The organism is Sphingomonas citricola (genome assembly GCF_019429535.1).
GTDB classification, from domain to species: Bacteria; Pseudomonadota; Alphaproteobacteria; order Sphingomonadales; family Sphingomonadaceae; genus Sphingomonas; species Sphingomonas citricola.
Window position 1 is genome coordinate 382,560 of record NZ_JAHXZM010000002.1, and the last position, 16,937, is coordinate 399,496.

The 16,937-nt window shown below is 68.8% G+C and carries 16 protein-coding genes; 4 read left to right on the forward strand and 12 right to left on the reverse strand.

Translation table 11 applies throughout. The features are described from left to right. Positions 1 to 166 precede the first annotated feature (166 nt). Positions 167 to 2,869, forward strand: coding sequence for a pyruvate, phosphate dikinase (gene ppdK / locus KZ810_RS05810; protein ID WP_219768046.1), 2,703 nt, complete (start codon positions 167 to 169; stop codon positions 2,867 to 2,869). A 59-nt stretch (positions 2,870 to 2,928) separates the two neighbouring features. On the opposite strand, the gene KZ810_RS05815 is transcribed toward ppdK, so the two are convergent. The 8 genes from KZ810_RS05815 to KZ810_RS05850 form a co-directional block, all read right to left on the reverse strand. Continuing rightward, a complete protein-coding gene (locus KZ810_RS05815; RefSeq protein WP_219768047.1) occupies positions 2,929 to 3,267 on the reverse strand; it encodes a hypothetical protein in 339 nt (112 codons plus the stop codon). A gap of 75 nt (positions 3,268 to 3,342) precedes the next feature. After that, on the reverse strand, positions 3,343 to 4,353 hold the full coding sequence (locus KZ810_RS05820; RefSeq protein WP_219768048.1) for a type II secretion system F family protein: 1,011 nt from the start codon (positions 4,351 to 4,353) through the stop codon (positions 3,343 to 3,345). Next, positions 4,350 to 5,318, reverse strand: coding sequence for a type II secretion system F family protein (locus KZ810_RS05825; protein ID WP_219768049.1), 969 nt, complete (start codon positions 5,316 to 5,318; stop codon positions 4,350 to 4,352). The genes KZ810_RS05820 and KZ810_RS05825 overlap by 4 nt, the downstream gene beginning before the upstream one ends. 31 nt (positions 5,319 to 5,349) lie before the next feature. Beyond that, positions 5,350 to 6,651, reverse strand: a complete 1,302-nt coding sequence (locus KZ810_RS05830) for a P-loop NTPase family protein (RefSeq protein WP_219768050.1) — start codon at positions 6,649 to 6,651, stop codon at positions 5,350 to 5,352. After that, positions 6,648 to 7,286, reverse strand: coding sequence for a CpaD family pilus assembly protein (locus KZ810_RS05835; protein WP_308461499.1), 639 nt, complete (start codon positions 7,284 to 7,286; stop codon positions 6,648 to 6,650). The genes KZ810_RS05830 and KZ810_RS05835 overlap by 4 nt, the downstream gene beginning before the upstream one ends. 32 nt (positions 7,287 to 7,318) lie before the next feature. Next, positions 7,319 to 9,001 (reverse strand): type II and III secretion system protein family protein, encoded by a 1,683-nt coding sequence (locus KZ810_RS05840; RefSeq protein WP_219768052.1) that lies wholly within the window; start codon positions 8,999 to 9,001, stop codon positions 7,319 to 7,321. A gap of 2 nt (positions 9,002 to 9,003) precedes the next feature. After that, positions 9,004 to 10,044: a Flp pilus assembly protein CpaB gene (gene cpaB / locus KZ810_RS05845; RefSeq protein WP_219768053.1), complete on the reverse strand. Its 1,041-nt coding sequence runs from the start codon at positions 10,042 to 10,044 to the stop codon at positions 9,004 to 9,006. A gap of 63 nt (positions 10,045 to 10,107) precedes the next feature. Further along, positions 10,108 to 10,581 (reverse strand): A24 family peptidase, encoded by a 474-nt coding sequence (locus tag KZ810_RS05850; RefSeq protein ID WP_219768054.1) that lies wholly within the window; start codon positions 10,579 to 10,581, stop codon positions 10,108 to 10,110. Between the two features lie 50 nt (positions 10,582 to 10,631). Between KZ810_RS05850 and KZ810_RS05855 the strand changes: the two genes are divergently transcribed. Both KZ810_RS05855 and KZ810_RS05860 read left to right on the forward strand, forming a co-directional pair. After that, positions 10,632 to 11,570 (forward strand): alpha/beta fold hydrolase, encoded by a 939-nt coding sequence (locus tag KZ810_RS05855; protein WP_219768055.1) that lies wholly within the window; start codon positions 10,632 to 10,634, stop codon positions 11,568 to 11,570. After that, positions 11,567 to 12,649: an NAD(P)/FAD-dependent oxidoreductase gene (locus KZ810_RS05860; RefSeq protein WP_219768056.1), complete on the forward strand. Its 1,083-nt coding sequence runs from the start codon at positions 11,567 to 11,569 to the stop codon at positions 12,647 to 12,649. Before KZ810_RS05855 ends, KZ810_RS05860 begins: the two co-directional genes overlap by 4 nt. On the opposite strand, the gene KZ810_RS05865 is transcribed toward KZ810_RS05860, so the two are convergent. From KZ810_RS05865 to ispH, 4 genes are all read right to left on the reverse strand, one after another. After that, positions 12,646 to 13,533, reverse strand: a complete 888-nt coding sequence (locus KZ810_RS05865) for a DMT family transporter (RefSeq protein WP_219768057.1) — start codon at positions 13,531 to 13,533, stop codon at positions 12,646 to 12,648. The genes KZ810_RS05860 and KZ810_RS05865 overlap by 4 nt on opposite strands. A 13-nt stretch (positions 13,534 to 13,546) precedes the next feature. Continuing rightward, positions 13,547 to 14,029 carry a ribonuclease HI gene (gene rnhA, locus KZ810_RS05870; protein ID WP_219768058.1) on the reverse strand — a complete coding sequence of 161 codons (483 nt, stop codon included), beginning with the start codon at positions 14,027 to 14,029 and terminating at the stop codon, positions 13,547 to 13,549. Next, positions 14,026 to 14,997 (reverse strand): homoserine kinase, encoded by a 972-nt coding sequence (gene thrB, locus KZ810_RS05875; protein WP_219768059.1) that lies wholly within the window; start codon positions 14,995 to 14,997, stop codon positions 14,026 to 14,028. The genes rnhA and thrB overlap by 4 nt, the downstream gene beginning before the upstream one ends. A 124-nt stretch (positions 14,998 to 15,121) precedes the next feature. Further along, the gene (gene ispH, locus KZ810_RS05880; protein WP_219768060.1) at positions 15,122 to 16,096 is read right to left on the reverse strand and encodes a 4-hydroxy-3-methylbut-2-enyl diphosphate reductase; all 975 of its coding nucleotides are present in this window, start codon (positions 16,094 to 16,096) and stop codon (positions 15,122 to 15,124) included. Between the two features lie 131 nt (positions 16,097 to 16,227). Here ispH and KZ810_RS05885 point away from each other — a divergent pair, with 131 nt between their 5' ends. Beyond that, on the forward strand, positions 16,228 to 16,890 hold the full coding sequence (locus KZ810_RS05885) for a hypothetical protein (protein WP_219768061.1): 663 nt from the start codon (positions 16,228 to 16,230) through the stop codon (positions 16,888 to 16,890). Positions 16,891 to 16,937: the final 47 nt, after the last annotated feature.

Here is a 16,937-nt window from a genome sequence, read left to right on the forward strand (position 1 = left end):
CGAGCTGCGTCTCTCCTGACGTCGCACAATCGTTGCGAGGCGCGACGCCCCAGCCGAGCCGTGCGAAAACGGCGCGATAACGAGACGGCGACCCACCTCGTCTCGCGCCGCCGCCCCACTTTCCAATGCCCCCGTCCGCGCCTATGCCGCATCGCAACAACAAAGCATGCAGGAGACGATCACGGTGGCCAACGGGGCGAGCGAAAAGGTCCAATACGTCTACCGCTTCGGCGGCGGCACGGCGGAGGGCAAGGTCGACCAGAAGAACCTGCTCGGCGGTAAGGGTGCGAACCTCGCGGAGATGGCCTCGATCGGTCTGCCCGTCCCCCCCGGCTTCACGATCTCGACCGAGATGTGCACGCGTTACTATGAGGAGGGCGAGCGCTTCCCCGATAGCCTGCGCGAAGAGGTCGCCGCCGGCATCGAACACATCGAGCAGGTGACCGGCAAGCGCTTCGGCGATGCGTCGGACCCGCTGCTCGTCTCGGTCCGCTCGGGCGCGCGCGTGTCGATGCCCGGCATGATGGATACCGTCCTCAACCTTGGACTGAACGACCAGACCGTCGAGGGGCTCGCCACTGCCAGCGGCGACGCGCGTTTCGCGTGGGACAGCTACCGCCGCTTCATCCAGATGTACGCCGACGTGGTGCTCGAACTCGACCACGGCGCGTTCGAGGAAGCGCTGGAGATCGCGAAGGAAGATCGCGGCTACACGCTCGACACCGAACTCAGTGCCGACGACCTGCGTGCGCTGGTCGACGAGTATAAGGGTCTCGTCGAGCAGCAATGGGGCAAGCCGTTCCCGCAAGACGAGCACGACCAGCTCTGGGGCGCGGTCGGTGCCGTCTTCGGCTCGTGGCAGTCGGACCGCGCCAAGGTCTATCGCCGCCTGAACGACATCCCCGCCGACTGGGGCACCGCGGTCAACGTGCAGGCGATGGTGTTCGGCAACATGGGCGATACGTCTGCGACCGGGGTCGCCTTCACGCGCGATCCGTCGAAGGGCGACCGCGCCTATTACGGCGAGTTCCTGATCAACGCTCAGGGTGAGGACGTCGTCGCCGGCATCCGCACGCCGCAATACCTAACCCGCGCCGCGCGCGAAGAAGCTGGCGCCAAGCCCGCGTCGATGGAAGAAGCGCTGCCCGAGGTGTACACCGAGCTCGCCGGCGTTTTCGACCGGCTCGAGACGCATTACCGCGACATGCAGGACATCGAGTTCACGGTGCAGCAGGGCAAGCTCTGGATGCTCCAGACCCGCTCGGGCAAGCGCACCGCGAAGGCCGCGCTCAAGATTGCGGTCGACATGGCGAACGAAGGGCTGATCACGCGCGAGGAAGCCGTCGCGCGCGTCGACCCGCAGGCGCTCGACCAGTTGCTCCACCCGACGCTCGACCCCGAGGCCAAGCGGGACGTGCTGACCAAGGGGCTCCCTGCGTCGCCGGGTGCCGCCAGCGGTGAGGCGGTGTTCGACGCCGACACCGCCGAGCGTCACGCGGGCGAGGGCAAGTCGGTGATCCTGATCCGCACCGAGACGTCGCCTGAGGACATTCACGGCATGCACGCGGCGAAGGGCATCCTGACCGCGCGCGGGGGCATGACCAGCCACGCCGCGGTCGTCGCGCGCGGCATGGGCCGCCCCTGCGTCTCGGGCGCGGGCTCGATCGCGATCGACGCCAAGGCCAAGGTGATGCGCGTCGCTGGTCGCGAGGTGCGCGAGGGCGACACGGTCACGATCGACGGCTCGACCGGCGAGGTGATGGCGGGCGAGGTCGCGACGATCCAGCCCGAGCTCGCGGGCGATTTCGGCACGCTGATGGAATGGGCCGACGCGGTCCGCCGTCTGAAGGTCCGCGCCAATGCCGAGACGCCCGCCGACTGCCAGGTTGCGCGCGACTTCGGTGCTGAAGGCGTCGGGCTGTGCCGCACCGAGCACATGTTCTTTGAGGCGACGCGCATCACCGCGGTGCGCCAGATGATCCTTGCCGAGGACGAGCGCGGCCGCCGCGCCGCGCTCGACCGGCTGCTGCCCGAACAGCGCAGCGATTTCGCCGCGATCTTCGAGGTGATGGCGGGGTTGCCCGTCACCGTCCGCCTGCTCGACCCACCGCTGCACGAATTCCTGCCGCACGAGGAAGCCGAGTTCGCTGAGGTCGCCGCCGCCGCGGGGCTGGAGGTCGAGCAGCTCAAGCGCCGCGCCGCCGAGCTGCACGAGTTTAACCCAATGCTTGGCCACCGCGGCTGCCGCCTGGGCGTGACCTATCCTGAAATCTACGAGATGCAGGCGCGCGCGATTTTCGAGGCCGCGGTCGACGTCGCCGAGAAGTCGGGCGAGGCGCCGATCCCCGAGGTGATGATCCCGCTGGTCGCCACCAAGCGCGAGCTCGACCTGATGAAGGCGGTGGTCGACGCCGCGGCGGAGGCCGTCTTCGCCGAGCGCGGGCGCGAGATCACCTATCTCGTCGGCACGATGATCGAGCTGCCACGCGCGGCGCTCAAGGCAGGCGAGATCGCCGAGACGGGCGAGTTCTTCTCGTTCGGCACCAACGATCTCACGCAGACGACACTTGGCGTCAGCCGCGACGACGCCGCGCGATTCCTGGGGGCGTACGTCGACAAGGGCATCTACGCCAAGGACCCGTTCGTCAGTCTCGACGTCGAGGGGGTAGGCGAGTTGGTCCGCCTCGCGGCCGAGCGCGGCCGCGCGACGCGCGCCGACATCAAGCTCGGCATCTGCGGCGAGCACGGCGGCGATCCCGCCTCGATCGCGTTCTGCGAGGAGGTCGGGCTCGATTATGTCAGCGCCTCGCCCTACCGCGTGCCGATCGCGCGACTGGCGGCGGCGCAGGCGGCATTAAAGGCGCGCTGACGACAAAAGCCGCCGCGGCGCTGTGCCGCGGCGGCCTTCATTCTACCCGATGGGGGCGATCAGAGCGGGCGGTGGTCCGCGTCGCGCAATCCCTGCTCGTCGCGAACGAGCGTTTCGTCGCGGTACGCGGGCTCGGCGCGCGACGCAGCATGCTGGGCGGCGTGCGGGGCGATCGTCGCCGCGGTGACCGGCGCGGCGTTCGCCAGCCGGCTGTTCTCGCGTTCCAGTTCGTTGATCCGCGCTTCCAGCGACTTGCGCGTCTCCGCGTGGCCGTTGCGCTCGTCGGCGTAGCGCTGCTTCCACTTCTTGCCGCCGGGATGGCTCGCCAGCCCGAACAACCAACCCGCGACCAGCGCAACGACCAACGCGATATATTGCGTGGTGGTGGTGAACAGCATCTCATGTCTCCTGTTACGGCTGCACAACGATGCTAGGGTGGCGCCGTTCCCTCGCACCGGGCGGCGTCGCCGCGATCAGCCGCCCGGGCCGTTGCCCGCGAAGGCGTCGCTGATCGAGCAGGCGGCGGGCCCCAGGATGACGATGAACAGCACCGGCAGGATGAACAGGATCAGCGGCACCGTCATGATCGCGGGCAGCCGCGCAGCCTTTTCCTCCGCGCGCATCATGCGTTCGTTGCGGAATTCCGCCGACAGGACGCGCAACGCGCTGGCGAGCGGGGTGCCGTATTTCTCGGTCTGGATCATGGTGGTGACCACGCCCTTCACCGCGTCCAGCGCGACGCGCTTCGACAGATTCTCGAACGCCTGACGCCGGTCGGTCAGGAAGCCGAGCTCGATCGCGGTCAGCGCGCATTCCTCGCCCAGTTCGGGATAGGCCTTGCCCAGTTCCTTCGCGACGCGGTGAAACGCCGCGTCGACTGTCAGGCCCGCCTCCGCGCAGATCACGAGCAGGTCGAGCGCGTCGGGCAGGCCCTTGCGGATCGCGTCCGACCGCTTGTTGATCAGATTCTTCAGATAGATGTCGGGCGCCTTGTAGCTGAGCAGGAAGCTCGCCGCGACGATGCCGTAGCGCTTGATCGGGCCCCAGGTGGGAAAGGCGTCGAGCCCGTAGACCCACAACACCATGAAGCCGCCGATCACCAGCGGCAGCGCGACCCGGCCGAAGATGACGCCGATCGCCCAGTCCTTCTTGCGGATGCCCGCCTGCAACAGCTTCTGCTGCGCCGCGCGCACCTGTTCGTCCTGGAGCATCTTGAGGCTCGACAGCAGGTCGCGCACCCGGTCGGCGGTTTCGCTTTTCTGAACGAGCTTGGCGCGGCGTTTCGAAGTCGAGGCGGTGATGCCCGCCTTCAACTGTTCGCGCCGGTCGTTGAGCGCCTTGACGCGCTTCGCCATCGGGTCGCGCACGCTCACCGCGGCGTAGATCGCGAACACGACCGCGGCGGCGGCGACCCCGGACAGGATCGTCGCGACCCAGATCACGTCGATGCCCATCAACGTCGGGCCGGGCGTGGACGCGATCATATCTCGAAGCTCACCATCTTGGCCATGATAAAGGCGCCGATCCCCATCCAGATCAGACCACCCGCGCCGGTGATCATCAGGCGTTCGTCGACGAAGAAGTTCTGCATATACTTGCCGTTGATCACCATGATCATGATGAACACGATGAACGGCAGCGACCCGACGATATAGGCCGAGGCTTTCGATTCGGACGACATCGCCCTGATCTTGAGCTTCATCTGCATCCGTCCGCGCAGCACGGTGGAGAGGTTCTGCAGCGTTTCGGCGAGATTGCCGCCCGTCTCGCGCTGGATCGCGATCGTGATGACGAAGAACTGGAACTCGGGCGTGCCCAGCCGGTCGGCGGTTTCCTGCAAGGCCACGTCCATGGAACGGCCGATCTTCATCTTGTCGCTGACCGAGCGGAATTCCTCGCCGACCGGGCCGTCGACCTCGGCGCCGACGACCGACATCGTCTCGCTGATCGGCAGACCCGAGCGCAGCCCGCGGACGAGCAGCTCGATCGCGTCGGGGAACTTCGTGTTGAACTTGGCGACGCGCTTGTTGATGACCTTGCCGACCCACCAGTGCGGGAAGCCCGCGCCGATGCCGAGCCCCAGGAACAGCGCGAGCAGCAGCGGCCAGCCGCGCAGAAGCATCAGCAGCGTCAGCCCGACCGCGAGGCCGAGCGACACCATGCCATATTGGCCGACCGTCCAGGACTTGCCCGTCATGTTCAGCCGTTTCTGCAACTCGGCCGGATTGGGCAGCAGCCGCATCGCGGCCTTGTCGGCCTTGGTCTGGTTGCGCCCGGTGATGCGGCGCATCTGCGCCTCCATCGCACCTTCTGCGGAGGTCGAGTGACGCTCGCGCAGCGCGGACAGGCGGCGGTTGCTCGTCTTCTGCGCCGACGGGCCGGCGAAGGCGAACAGGATCATGCCGAGCGTGATGAGCGCGCCGATCCCGATCAACATCATTGGCAGCATGGTTCGCCCCTCACGCTCGTGCCGTGCCCGCTTACTTCGCCGCGCTCTTGGAGGCGGGCTTCTTGACCAGCTCCTTCTTGGCGACGAGGCCCTTCAGATTGCTGAACTTGCCAAGCAGCGATCCGCCCTTTGACTTGGCCGCCTGCGGGTTCCCGCTCTCGTCGGTCTGCGCGAGCGACGCCGCCAGCTCGATCAGCGGCTGCACCGTCTTCGACGCCTTGCCCGCTTCGGCGAGTGGCTTGCCGAGCTTCGCTGCCTGCGCCGCCAGTTTCTGGTCGAACGGCACGATCAGGTCGATCTTGCGCTCGATCGAGCCCTCGAAATCCTTGCGCGTGATCTCCAGCGCCGTGCCCGGGTGGACGCGGTTCGCAACAACGGTCACCTGCATCTGCGGCGCGTTGCTGCGCACCCACGACAGCAATCGGATCGTGTCGCGCGCGGCGGCGAGCGTCAGCTCGGTGACGATCACCGCGCTGTTGATGTCGGCGACGAGGTGCGGGTGCTGAACCAGCATCATCCGCGGCAGATCGACCACGGTGCATTCGAACGCGCCGCGCATCTCCTCCTGCAACTGATAGAAAGCGGCGCCGTCGGTCATCACCGGCTGGCTGATCGGTGCCTCGGCGGACAGGACCGACAGGTTCTCCGACGCGCGCACCATCGCGCGCTCGATGAACAATCCGTCGATACGGCTCGGGTTCTCGATCGCGTCGGTCAGTCCGCGGCCGGGCTCGAGGTCGAGCGCGAGCGCGCCCGTGCCGAAATGCACGTCGAGATCAAGGAGCGCGGTGGAACGCTTCTCCTTGTCGCTCAGCAGCCACGCGAGCGAGGTCGCGACGGTCGACGCGCCCGCGCCGCCGCGCGTGCCGATGACCGCGATCGCGCAATGCGGGCGGTCGACCGCGGCTTCGGTCATCTTGGGCGCGTTGATGATCGCCTGCGCCTGCGCGAACGAATCGCGCAGCATGTCGGCGGAATAAGGTTTCAGCAGATAATCCTGGATCCCCGATGCGAGCAGGTCACGGTAGAGCCGTACGTCGTTGACCTGTCCCGCGGCGATCACCACCGTGCCGGGTTCGCAGACTTCGGCGAGGCCGTTGATGTCGCTCAGCGGATCGCTCGACCCCGACAGGTCGACGAACAGCACGTGCGGGCTGGTCGACACCGACAGCGTCTGGACCGCATTGCGCAGCCCGCCCTGATGGACGTTGTCCGACGGCCAGCCCATTTCCGACGCGATCGGGCGGATCGCATCGGCGCCCGCCTCGTCGCTCGCGAAGGCGAGGAAGGGGATGCGCTGGGCGAGCCCGCCCGGTTTCCACGGCGCGTTCACTTCTTGGCTCCCGCGGCGTCGGCGCGGACCCAGGTGCCGCCCTGTCCAGTCGGGGTCGCGGCGCGCATGGTGTTGATCGCGCGCGAACCCGTCGCCGCGTCGTAATCGCCGCTGCCGGGTGCGCCGCGCACCAGGTCGGCAGGGTTGGCGATCATCGCGGCGAGATTGGTGTTGGTCGCGCAACCGTAGTTCGATCCGGTGTGCGCGTTGAAATTGGGGTCGTTCATCCGTGACCAGTCGGCGCAGCCGGGTACCGAAGCGCGGGTGCGGCTGACGACGATCCGTACCGTGCCGGGGGCGACCGGCGAGCCGGTCACGGGCGCCTCGTCGGACAGGAGCAGGCCGTAGCGCGCGGCGATCTGCGCGACGTCGCCGCGCGTCGCGCGAGTCGCGCCGTACGGATCGTCGAGCGCGATCGTGTCGCCGTATCCGATCCGCAGCGTGTCCATCCATCCGGTGACGCGGCGCGCCTCGTCGGGACCGATCCCCTCGGGGCCGCTCTGCACGTCGAGCGCGTAATCGGCGCGCGACACGACCGGCTGATGGACGGATTCAAGGCCGCGATTCGGCGTGCCGCAGCCCGCCAGCAGCAGTGTGGCGGCGGCGGTCGCGAAAAGAAGGGGGCGCTTGGTCATGGGCATGGTCCCTTTGCTTGTCAGTGCGCGCATCAGTTGATCGAGAAGCCGGGGGCGGGCGCGGGGCCCTTGCGCGTGGCGGGCTTGGCCGCCTTGCGATCGGCAGCACCCGTCGCCTGGGACTGTGCCGGGGCGGCGGGAAGCGGCTGGGGCAGCGGGCGTGCGGCGCTCGTCGTGGCGGCGGCACCGATCGCGGGGGCCGCGGCCGGGGCGACCTGCATCGTCGGCTTGGGCCGTTCGGCCGCGCTCTGGCCGTCGGTCAATTGTCCGAGCAGCACGCGCTGTAGGTCGGTCGGCGCCTTGTAGCCATCGGTCGGCAGCGCGATGTCGGTCCCGTTGACCGGCTTCACCAGATACGGCGTGATGATGATGACCAGCTCGGTCTCGTTGCGCTGGAATGCGTTCGAGCGGAACAAGGCGCCGAGCACGGGCACGTCGCCGACCCCGGGGGTCTTCGAGAAATTGTTGTAATGGTTGTTGGACATCAGCCCGGCGATCATGAAGCTCTGGCCCGAGCCGAGTTCCACCGTCGTCTCGGCGCGGCGCGTGGTGAGCGCGGGGATCTGCGTGCCGCCGAAGGGGACTGCGTTCGAATAATCGAGGTTCGACACCTCGGGACGGACCCGCAGCGAGATGCGGCCGTCGGACAGGACGGTCGGTGTATAGGCGAGGCTGACGCCGAATTCCTTGTACTCGATCGATACCGAGCCTAGCCCCTGCGCGATCGGGATCGGGATCTCGCCGCCCGCGAGGAAGGTGCCCGTTTCGCCCGACAGCGCGGTCAGGTTCGGGTTGGCGAGCAGCGTGACCTGGCCGTTCTGTTCGCCGAGGTCGATCGCGGACAGGACGTCGAGGCCCAACAACTTGCCCGCCAGCCCGATCGACGTGCGCGCGGTCGTCGGACGGTCGTTGTTGAACGAATAGGAACTGCCCGAATTGGGATACACGAACTGCCCGGTCTTCGGATTGAACGGCAGGTTCACCGAACCTGCCGGCAGCCCGTAGCGCGACGATGCGTCGACGAGCGGAAAGCCCGAGGTGTCCGCGTTGCCGATCGTACCGGGCACGCGGCCCGAACCGATGCTGAAATTGAACCCGTTGGTCGTGTCGCGCGTCAGCAGGTTGTTGCCGATGTTCTTCAGGAAGCTGCGGTTCACTTCCGCGAACTTGACCTGGAGATTGACCTGCAGCGGCGTCGCGGTGCGCAGGCGGCTGAGTACCTTCGTATTCTCCCCCACGAACGCGGCGACGAGCTTCTCGGCTTCCGCGCCGTCCTCGGGGCCGCGCACGGTACCGGTCAGCAGCACCATGCCGTTCATCGTCGTCGCGGTGATCTGCGCGTCGGGCATCGCGAGGTTGAGCATCGACTGGATCGAGTCGTAATTATTGCCGACGCGTACGGTCGCGGCGTAGACGACCGCGCCGCCCTTCGCGGTCGCCGACACCGTTGTCTCCCCCGGCTTCTTGCCGAAGACGTAGAGCTGGGTCGGCGAACGGACCTGAACGTCGGCGATGTCCGGGTTGGCGACGAACAGGTCGCTCATCGGGCGTGCCAGGGTGACGAGGCGGCCGCGGTTGGTGGATACCTGCACCGTGCCGCCGTTGGTCGTGGCGACGCCCGATTGGGCGGGGGCGGCGGCCGGCGTGGCGGCGATGGCTGCACTCGCGAGTGCGAGCGCCAGCGGCCAGCCGAGCGGCGTGGTCGAGAAACGCATGCTCACTTCCCTCCGACCGGAACTTCGGTCACGTTGTTGCCGCGGGCGATCCGAACGACCGGCCCCGCTGGTCTCGGTGCCGCGGCGGGCGCGCCGATCCCTTGAACCTGTGGTGCTGCCATCGACGGTGCGGGCGCAGCGCCCATCCCCGAGCTGGGCTTGCCGGGCACCGTGCGGCGCTGGAAGCGCGAGATGTCGGCCCCCGTCATGAAGCTGCCCGCGCCCGATTGCGGCATGCTGGCCGCCTGGGCGAGCACCGCCTTCTCGTTCTTGCCGTCGCCAACGCTCAACTGACCCGAGGCGATCGCCTCCTCCAGCTGCCCCGCATTGTCCGCGATCGAGCGCAGCGACAGCGAGAGGTTGCCGAGCGTCTGCGCCAGCTCGATCTGCTCGGCGATCTTGGGCGTCGCCTCGACCGTCACGGTCGAGAAGGTCTTGACAATGGTGTTGCCCTTGTCGTCCTTCTCATCGCTGGTGCGCTGATCGGTGGCGAGGACGCGCAGGTTGCGGATCACCGTCTCGCTGGTCTTGAGCGGGGGGCCATCGCCGCCGCCCTCGACCGACTGCGTCAGGATCAGGTCGATGTGATCGCCGGGAAAGACGAAGCCCGCGACCGAAGTCTGCGCCGAGACGGGAACGGTGACCGCGCGCATCCCGGCGCCGAGCGCGGCGGCGAGGAAGCCGCGATCGCCGGGCTTCACCAGCGCGCCCTGCGTGACCGGCTGCCCCGCGGTGATCGGCAGGCGGACGACGGTGCCGAGCAGTTTCGACATGTCGGTGCCGTCTTTCTTGAAATAGGCGTTCTCGACCAGTTCCTTGGGCCAGGGCTGGAATTTCAGCGCCGTCGCGTCGAGGATCGTGCCGACCGGCAGCGCGCGCGTCGCCACCAGCACCTCGGGCCCATCGGGCACGACCGGTGCGGGCATCGCGACCGCGGCGGCGGCGGGTGCCGCGCTGCCTGCCATCAGCGTGCGCGCCATGAAGGCGGTGATCGCCGCCACGAACAGCGCGCCGACCAGCAGAACCACCTTGCGACTATCCATCGTATGCCTTGCCCCTTGTTCCTGGCCGAGCGGCGGAACGGTCGATTCTCTCGACCTGCATGATTACGTAAATTGGTTAACGAGCGGTTCGCGCAGCGCGAGAAGTCCGGCAAAGGCGATCGCGACGCCGTACGGTATTTCGATCGCGCCTTCGCGCTTGAGCAATTTGTGCTCGATGACGAAGGCGAGCGTCAGCGCGCCGCCCGCGATCGACATGACGATCAGCATGTTCATGACCGCGAGCGGCGCGAGCCACAGCGCCAGCGCGCCGATCAGCTTGACGTCGCCGCCGCCCATCTGGCCGAGCGCGAACGCGCCGCAGAACAGTGCGAACGCGATCAAAGCGACTCCCAATTGGATCGCCATCATCGGCCAGGGATCGAGCCCGACCGCGACCCACCACAACGGCGCCAGCAGCGCGATCGCCGCGTTCTTCCAATTGGCGATCTCGCGCCGGCGTGCGTCCTCGATGCCGGCCGATACCAGCAGCAGCGCCAGACACACGGGCAATGCCCAGACCAGAATGCTCCACCCCATGATTTGGGTGGCTAGACGATATGCCTTAGGAAACCGTAACCATGCCCGGGATGAGCCGTTATGCCGCCTTTCGCCGCACGATCCCGACCGAAGCGCGCGTCTCGACCTGGCACGCCGCCGACGGCTGGCCGATCCGCCGGTTCGACTGGCCGGCCGAGCAGCCGCGCGGCGCCATCCTGTTCCAGACCGGGCGCGGCGACGTGTTCGAAAAATATCTGGAGGCGTTCGCGCACTGGCACGACGCGGGCTGGTCGGTCAGCGCGTTCGACTGGCGCGGGCAGGGCGGGTCGGGGCGGCTGTCGGCCGACCCCAATGTCGGCCACGCCGATGATTTCGCGCCGTGGATCGCCGACTTGGGCGTCTTCTGGCGCGGCTGGGCGGCAGAGAACGAGGGGCCGCGCGTCGTCGTCGGGCACTCGATGGGCGGGTTCCTGGTGCTGCGCGCGCTCGTCGACCGGGCGATCGCGGCCGACGCGGCGGTGCTGGTCGCGCCGATGCTGGGGCTGCGTTCGCCGGTGGGGGCTAGGGCGGGCGGATGGCTCGCCGCGCTGATGCGGCGGGTCGGCGATCCGGCACGTGCGGCGTGGAAGGGGCACGAGAAGCCGGGTGTCCGCGTCAATCGTCAATCGATCCTGACGGCGGACGCCGAGCGCTATTCCGACGAGGATTGGTGGTACGCGAAGGCGCCCGAGCTACGGCTTGGGCCGCCGAGTTGGGCATGGCTGGCGGAAGCGTTCGCGGCTACCGACCGGCTGCGTCGTGATCCGGCACTGACGCGGATGGCGGTGCCGACGCTGATGCTGCTCGCCGAGCGCGACGCGCTGGTCGATTCGGCCGCGGCGGCTGCAATTGGGGCGCGATTGCCGGACGCTGAGATCCTGCGCTTCGGTGCCGAGGCCGCGCACGAGCTGCTGCGCGAGGCCGATCTGGTGCGCGACCGGGCGCTGGCGGCGATCGACGCGTTTCTGGACGCGCGGCTGCGGCGATGAAGTACGACATCGCGATCGTCGGGGCGGGCATCGCCGGGACGAGCCTTGCCGCGGCGATCGGTGACCGGGCGCGGGTCGTGCTGCTCGAGGGCGAGGATCGGCCGGGATATCACGCGACCGGACGCTCGGCGGCATTCTGGTCGGAGACATACGGCGGGCCGGCGATCCAGCCGCTGACCACCGCGTCGGGGCCGATGCTGAGGGGCGGCGGCTATCTGGAGCCGCTCGGATCGCTGCACATCGGCCGCGACGACGACGCCGCCGCGATCGAGGCGTTCATGGGCGAATTCGCCGACACGCCGGTCGCGCTGGAACGGGTCGATCCGGCAACGCTGGTTCCGGGGATCAGGCCCGAGTGGCGGCACGGCGTGATGGAGGCGACGTGCGCCTATATCGACGTTGGCCGCCTTCACGCCGACCTGCTGTCCGCTGCCCGGCGGAGCGGGGCGGTGGTCGAGACCGGTGCCCGGCTCGCTGATGCCGCGCGGAGCGGCGGGGGGTGGACAATCACGACCAGCGACGGCCGACGGTTCTGCGCCGACGTGCTGGTCGATGCCGCGGGTGCCTGGGCCGATGCGGTGGCCGACGCGGCGGGCGTGCCGCCAATCGGGATACAAGCGTATCGTCGCACGATGGTGCAAATGCTGACCGATCCGCCTGCCCCCGCCGGTCTGCCGCACGTCGCCGACATCGCCGGGCGGTTCTATTTCAAGCCGGAGGCGGGAGGGCGGCTGTGGCTGAGCCCGCACGACGAGACGCCGGTCGACCCGCACGACGTGGCGCCCGAGGAAATCGACGTCGCGGTCGCGATCGACCGGTTCGAGGGCGTGGTCGACTGGCGCGTCGAAAAGGTCGAACGCCGCTGGGCGGGATTGCGCTCGTTTGCGCCCGACCGCGTGCCGGTCTATGGCTTCGACGCGCGCGTACCGGGGTTTTTCTGGTTCGCGGGGCAGGGCGGGTTCGGCATCCAGACCGCGCCCGCGGCGGCCGCGATCGGTGCCGCGCTGTCGGTCGGCGGCGACATGCCCGCGGGCGTCGACCCGGACCGCTACGCCGCGACGCGGTTCGCGCCGACCTAGGCCTGCTCGCGCTCGGCGAGGAGCGCGGTCCTGGGCCTCGCGCGCATCGCGACGACGAGCACGCCGAGCAGCGCGAGCGCGGCGCCCGCGATCATGCGGCGATCGAGGTGATCGCCGGTCAGCGCGACCCCGAACGCGATCGTCGCGAGCGGCGTCATCAGCGTCAACGGCGCGAGCAGATTGGCCTCGTACCGGCGAATCAGCGCGTAATAGCTGGTGTGCGCGACGACCGATACGACGAGCGCGGCGAACAGCACCGCGGCGACGAACGGCCAGCCGATCGCGACCGCGCTCGCCCACTGGCCGCGCTCGAACAGTGCCGAGCCGAGCGCGAGCGGCAGGCACGATACGACACCGACCCACGCCTGGAACCGCAGGGGCGCGACGTCCTCGACCTGCTTCATCATCACCGCGCCAAGCGAGCCGGCGAACGCCGCGCCGACGATGAACCACAGCCCGGCCGACAGGGCGACGCCATTAGGGTTCCACACCACGATCACCACCCCGGCGAGCGTCAGCGCGATGCCCAGCCCACGCCGCAGGCGGATGCGCTCGCCCAGCAGCACGATCGACAGCAACGTCGTGAACGGCACGCCGATCTGGATCACGATCGCGGCGGAGGAGGGCGAGGCGGTCTGCAATCCGATGAACAAAAGCGCGAAATTACCCGCACCCATCAGCAGCCCGATCGTCGCCACCCGCAGCCGCGGGCGCGGCATCGGCAACAGCCACGGCAGCGTCGAGATCACCACGACCGCGAAGCGGACCGCGGCGAAGAACAGCGGCGGCACGTGCCACGCGCCCACGACGATCTTGCTGAGCACGTTGCTGTAGCCCCAGGCGAGGCAGACCAGCAGCAGGATCAGGAAGTCGCGCGCGCGCATGGAATCCGGCCGGTCAGGCGGCGGCGCGCGGGCGCTTGGCGATCGCGACCGCGGCGTCGCTGGCGAGCTTGTCGACGCGTTCGTTGTCGGGGTGGCCGGCGTGACCCTTGACCCATTTCCACTCGATCCGATGCGGTTTCGCGGCGGCGAGCAGCGCCTGCCACAGCTCGGCGTTCTTGACGGGCTTCTTGTCGGCGGTGCGCCAGCCGTTCTTCTGCCAGCCGTGGATCCACTTGGTCAGGCCATCCATGACGTAGCGGCTGTCGGTCGACAGCGTCACGCGGCACGGCCGCTTCAATGCCTTCAGCCCCTCGATCGCCGCGGTCAGCTCCATCCGGTTGTTGGTGGTCGGGTTTTCCGCCCCCGACAGCTCCTTCTCGGTTTCGCCCATGCGCAGCAGCGCGCCCCAGCCGCCCGGGCCGGGATTGCCCTTGCACGCGCCATCGGTGGCGATCTCGACCAGCGGGAGTTCGGTCGGCGTAGATTCGGTGGTCATCGGTCGTTCTTCATGTGAGCAGGAAGCAGGTCGGGCGCGTAATGCGCGAGCCGGCGCAGGTAAGCGAGCGGGTCCTTGCGCGTCACCAGCGCGTCGGCGGGCGTGTTGAGCCAGTCCCACGCGCGGCTGAGTGCGAAGCGCAGGCACGCGCCCGCCGCGAGCGTCGGAAAGGCATCGCGCTCGGCCGGCGAGAGCGGGAAATGGCGCTCGTAACCCGCGAACAACGCATCACCGATCGCGGCCTCGTAGCGCACGCCCGACGCATCGAAGCCCCATGCGCTGTGCGTGATCGCGAGGTCGAACACGCGGGTGTCGGTGCAGGCGAAGTAGAAATCGATCAGCCCCGACACGCGGTCGCCGCGCATCAGCACGTTGTCGGGAAACAGGTCGGCATGGATCGCGCAGGTGTCGAGCGTGTCGCGCGGCCAGCGTGCGAGGATGTGATCGAGCGCGTGGTCGAGCGCGTCGTGAAGACCGGGCGCGATCGTGTCGAGGTCGCGCCCGCAGCGTGCGAACAGCGGACGCCAGGTGTCGACCCCCATCGTGTTCGGGCGGGTGAGCGCGAAATCGCCGACCGCGCGGTGCATCTGCGCGAGCGCCTCGCCCGCGGCGAGTGCCTGCGCCGGCGTCGGATGCGACAGCGACACGCCGGGCAGGAAACGGATCAGGCAGGCGGGGCGGCCCTCCAATTGCTGGATCGACTGGCCTTCGCGATCGGGAATCGCGGGCGGCACCGGCAAGCCCTTCGCCGCGAGATGGTCGAGCAGCGCCATGAAGAAGGGCAGGTCGTCTGCCGCCACGCGGCGCTCGTAGAGCGTCAGGATGTAGCGACCGGCGGTCGTATCGACGAGATAGTTGGAATTCTCCACCCCTTCGGCGATCCCCTTTGCGGAGACGAGGTCGCCGACGTCGTAGCGCGTCAGAAATTTGCTCAATGCCTCGGCGGAGACGTGCGTGTAGACGGCCATGCTCAATCTCCCCCGCGTCGAAAGGTCACAAAGGTCACAGTCCGACGCGGGTGCGCGCGCCCGCCCGCGCGCTCGCGATCACCACTGAGGCGTGGCACAGGCCGCGCGTGTAGGACAGCCGCGTTCAGGCGGCGGCGTCGAGCCCGCGCGGCAGCTTGAACGCGATCGACTCGCGCGTCGTCTCGACCTCGCGCTCGATCACGTCGAAGCGCGTGGCGAGCCGGTCGACCAGTTCGCGCACCAGCAACTCGGGCGCGGATGCGCCCGCGGTGATGCCCAATGTGCCGACGCCGTCGAGGAACGACCAGTCGAGTTCGGCCGCACGCTGGATCAGCGCGGCGCGCACGCCCTGCCGCTCGGCAACCTCGACCAGCCGGACCGAGTTCGACGAATTGGGCGCGCCGATCACCAGCACCGCGTCGCACGAATCCGCGATCGCCTTGACCGCGGCCTGGCGGTTCGAGGTCGCGTAGCAGATGTCCTCGCCGCGCGGCGCGTCGATCGAGGGGTAGCGCGCGTGGAGCGCCGACACGATCGCGGCGGTATCGTCGACCGACAGCGTGGTCTGCGTCAGGAAGGCGACATTCTGCGCGTCGGGCAGGTCGAGCGCCGCGACGTCCTCGACCGTCTCGACCAGGGTCATCGAGCCCGCGGGCACCTGTCCAAAGGTGCCGATGACTTCCGGGTGGCCGGCATGGCCGACGAAGACGATGTGGCGGCCCGCCGCGACCAGCCGTTCGGCCTGGCGGTGGACCTTGGAGACGAGCGGGCAGGTCGCGTCGAGGTAGCTGAGGCCACGATCCTGCGCCTCGGCGGGTACCGACTTGGGCACGCCGTGCGCGGAGAAGACGACGTTGGCGTCGTCGGGCACCTCGTCCAGTTCCTCGACGAACACCGCGCCCTTCGCCTTCAGCGCGTCGACCACGAACTTGTTGTGGACGATCTCGTGCCGGACGTAGACGGGCGCGCCGTGCTTCTCGAGCGCGAGTTCGACGATGCGGATCGCGCGGTCGACGCCGGCGCAGAAGCCGCGCGGCGCCGCGATCATCAACTCCAGCGGGCGGCGCGTGGGGGCGGTGAGATCAGCGATGTCGGACATGCGCGCCCATGTACGCCAATGCTTGCTCCGGCGAAAGGCGGTTCCTATGGTGCGTGGCGAGCGGGGCCGGCCTTTCCAGATGGGGAGGCGGTCCCGTCGCGTATTCGCTTCTTGTACCAGGAACGCTGCCTGTGCCGCTTCGCTCGAACCGCCTGCCACTCACCCTGCTTCTCGCCGCGAGCGGGGCCCTGGCGGGATGCGCCAAGTCGGGCGAGATCGACGTGACGGGCGGCGCCGCCGGCATCACCTCGGTCCGCTCGGCCTGTCCGGTGGTCGGCGTGCCCGCGGGGACGGGCGACGTGACCGTGTTCAATCCGGCCAACAGCACCGACGCGAGCGCGATCGACGTGACTGCCGCGATCAGCAACGTGCGCTCGACCTGCAACGACGCGAGCGACGACATCCAGACGACCGTCACCTTCGACGTGCGCGCGCGGCGGACGCAGACCGCGGGGGCGCGCGACGTGACGTTGCCGTATTTCATCGCGATCACGCGCGGCGGCAATTCGGTCGTGTCGAAGCGGATCGGCGGCGTCGCGCTCCACTGGGACGCGGGGCAGGCGGTCGCGACCGCGAACCCGCAGGCGACCACGATCGTGTCGCGCGCGCTGGCGACCGTGCCACAGGAAATCCGCGACAAGCTGACGCGCAAGCGCAAGGCGGGCGACGAGGACGCGGCGGTCGATCCGCTGTCGCAGCCCGAGGTGCGCCAGGCGGTGCTGTCGGCGACGTTCGAGGCGCTGGTCGGCTTCCAGCTGACGCAGGACCAGTTACGCTACAACGCCACGCGCTGACCTTTCCCACACGGTTGCGGGGATAACGCGGGCGTCGGGGAGAGTGG

Bases quoted from the DNA above. Each gene is read 5' to 3' on its own strand.
- ppdK (WP_219768046.1), top strand. From the start codon at position 167: ATGCAGGAGACGATCACGGTGGCCAACGGGGCGAGCGAAAAGGTCCAA.
- KZ810_RS05815 (WP_219768047.1), bottom strand. From the start codon at position 3,267: ATGCTGTTCACCACCACCACGCAATATATCGCGTTGGTCGTTGCGCTG.
- KZ810_RS05820 (WP_219768048.1), bottom strand. From the start codon at position 4,353: ATGATCGCGTCCACGCCCGGCCCGACGTTGATGGGCATCGACGTGATC.
- KZ810_RS05825 (WP_219768049.1), bottom strand. From the start codon at position 5,318: ATGCTGCCAATGATGTTGATCGGGATCGGCGCGCTCATCACGCTCGGC.
- KZ810_RS05835 (WP_308461499.1), bottom strand. From the start codon at position 7,286: ATGACCAAGCGCCCCCTTCTTTTCGCGACCGCCGCCGCCACACTGCTG.
- KZ810_RS05840 (WP_219768052.1), bottom strand. From the start codon at position 9,001: ATGCGTTTCTCGACCACGCCGCTCGGCTGGCCGCTGGCGCTCGCACTC.
- cpaB (WP_219768053.1), bottom strand. From the start codon at position 10,044: ATGGATAGTCGCAAGGTGGTTCTGCTGGTCGGCGCGCTGTTCGTGGCG.
- KZ810_RS05850 (WP_219768054.1), bottom strand. From the start codon at position 10,581: ATGGGGTGGAGCATTCTGGTCTGGGCATTGCCCGTGTGTCTGGCGCTG.
- KZ810_RS05855 (WP_219768055.1), top strand. From the start codon at position 10,632: ATGAGCCGTTATGCCGCCTTTCGCCGCACGATCCCGACCGAAGCGCGC.
- KZ810_RS05860 (WP_219768056.1), top strand. From the start codon at position 11,567: ATGAAGTACGACATCGCGATCGTCGGGGCGGGCATCGCCGGGACGAGC.
- KZ810_RS05865 (WP_219768057.1), bottom strand. From the start codon at position 13,533: ATGCGCGCGCGCGACTTCCTGATCCTGCTGCTGGTCTGCCTCGCCTGG.
- rnhA (WP_219768058.1), bottom strand. From the start codon at position 14,029: ATGACCACCGAATCTACGCCGACCGAACTCCCGCTGGTCGAGATCGCC.
- thrB (WP_219768059.1), bottom strand. From the start codon at position 14,997: ATGGCCGTCTACACGCACGTCTCCGCCGAGGCATTGAGCAAATTTCTG.
- ispH (WP_219768060.1), bottom strand. From the start codon at position 16,096: ATGTCCGACATCGCTGATCTCACCGCCCCCACGCGCCGCCCGCTGGAG.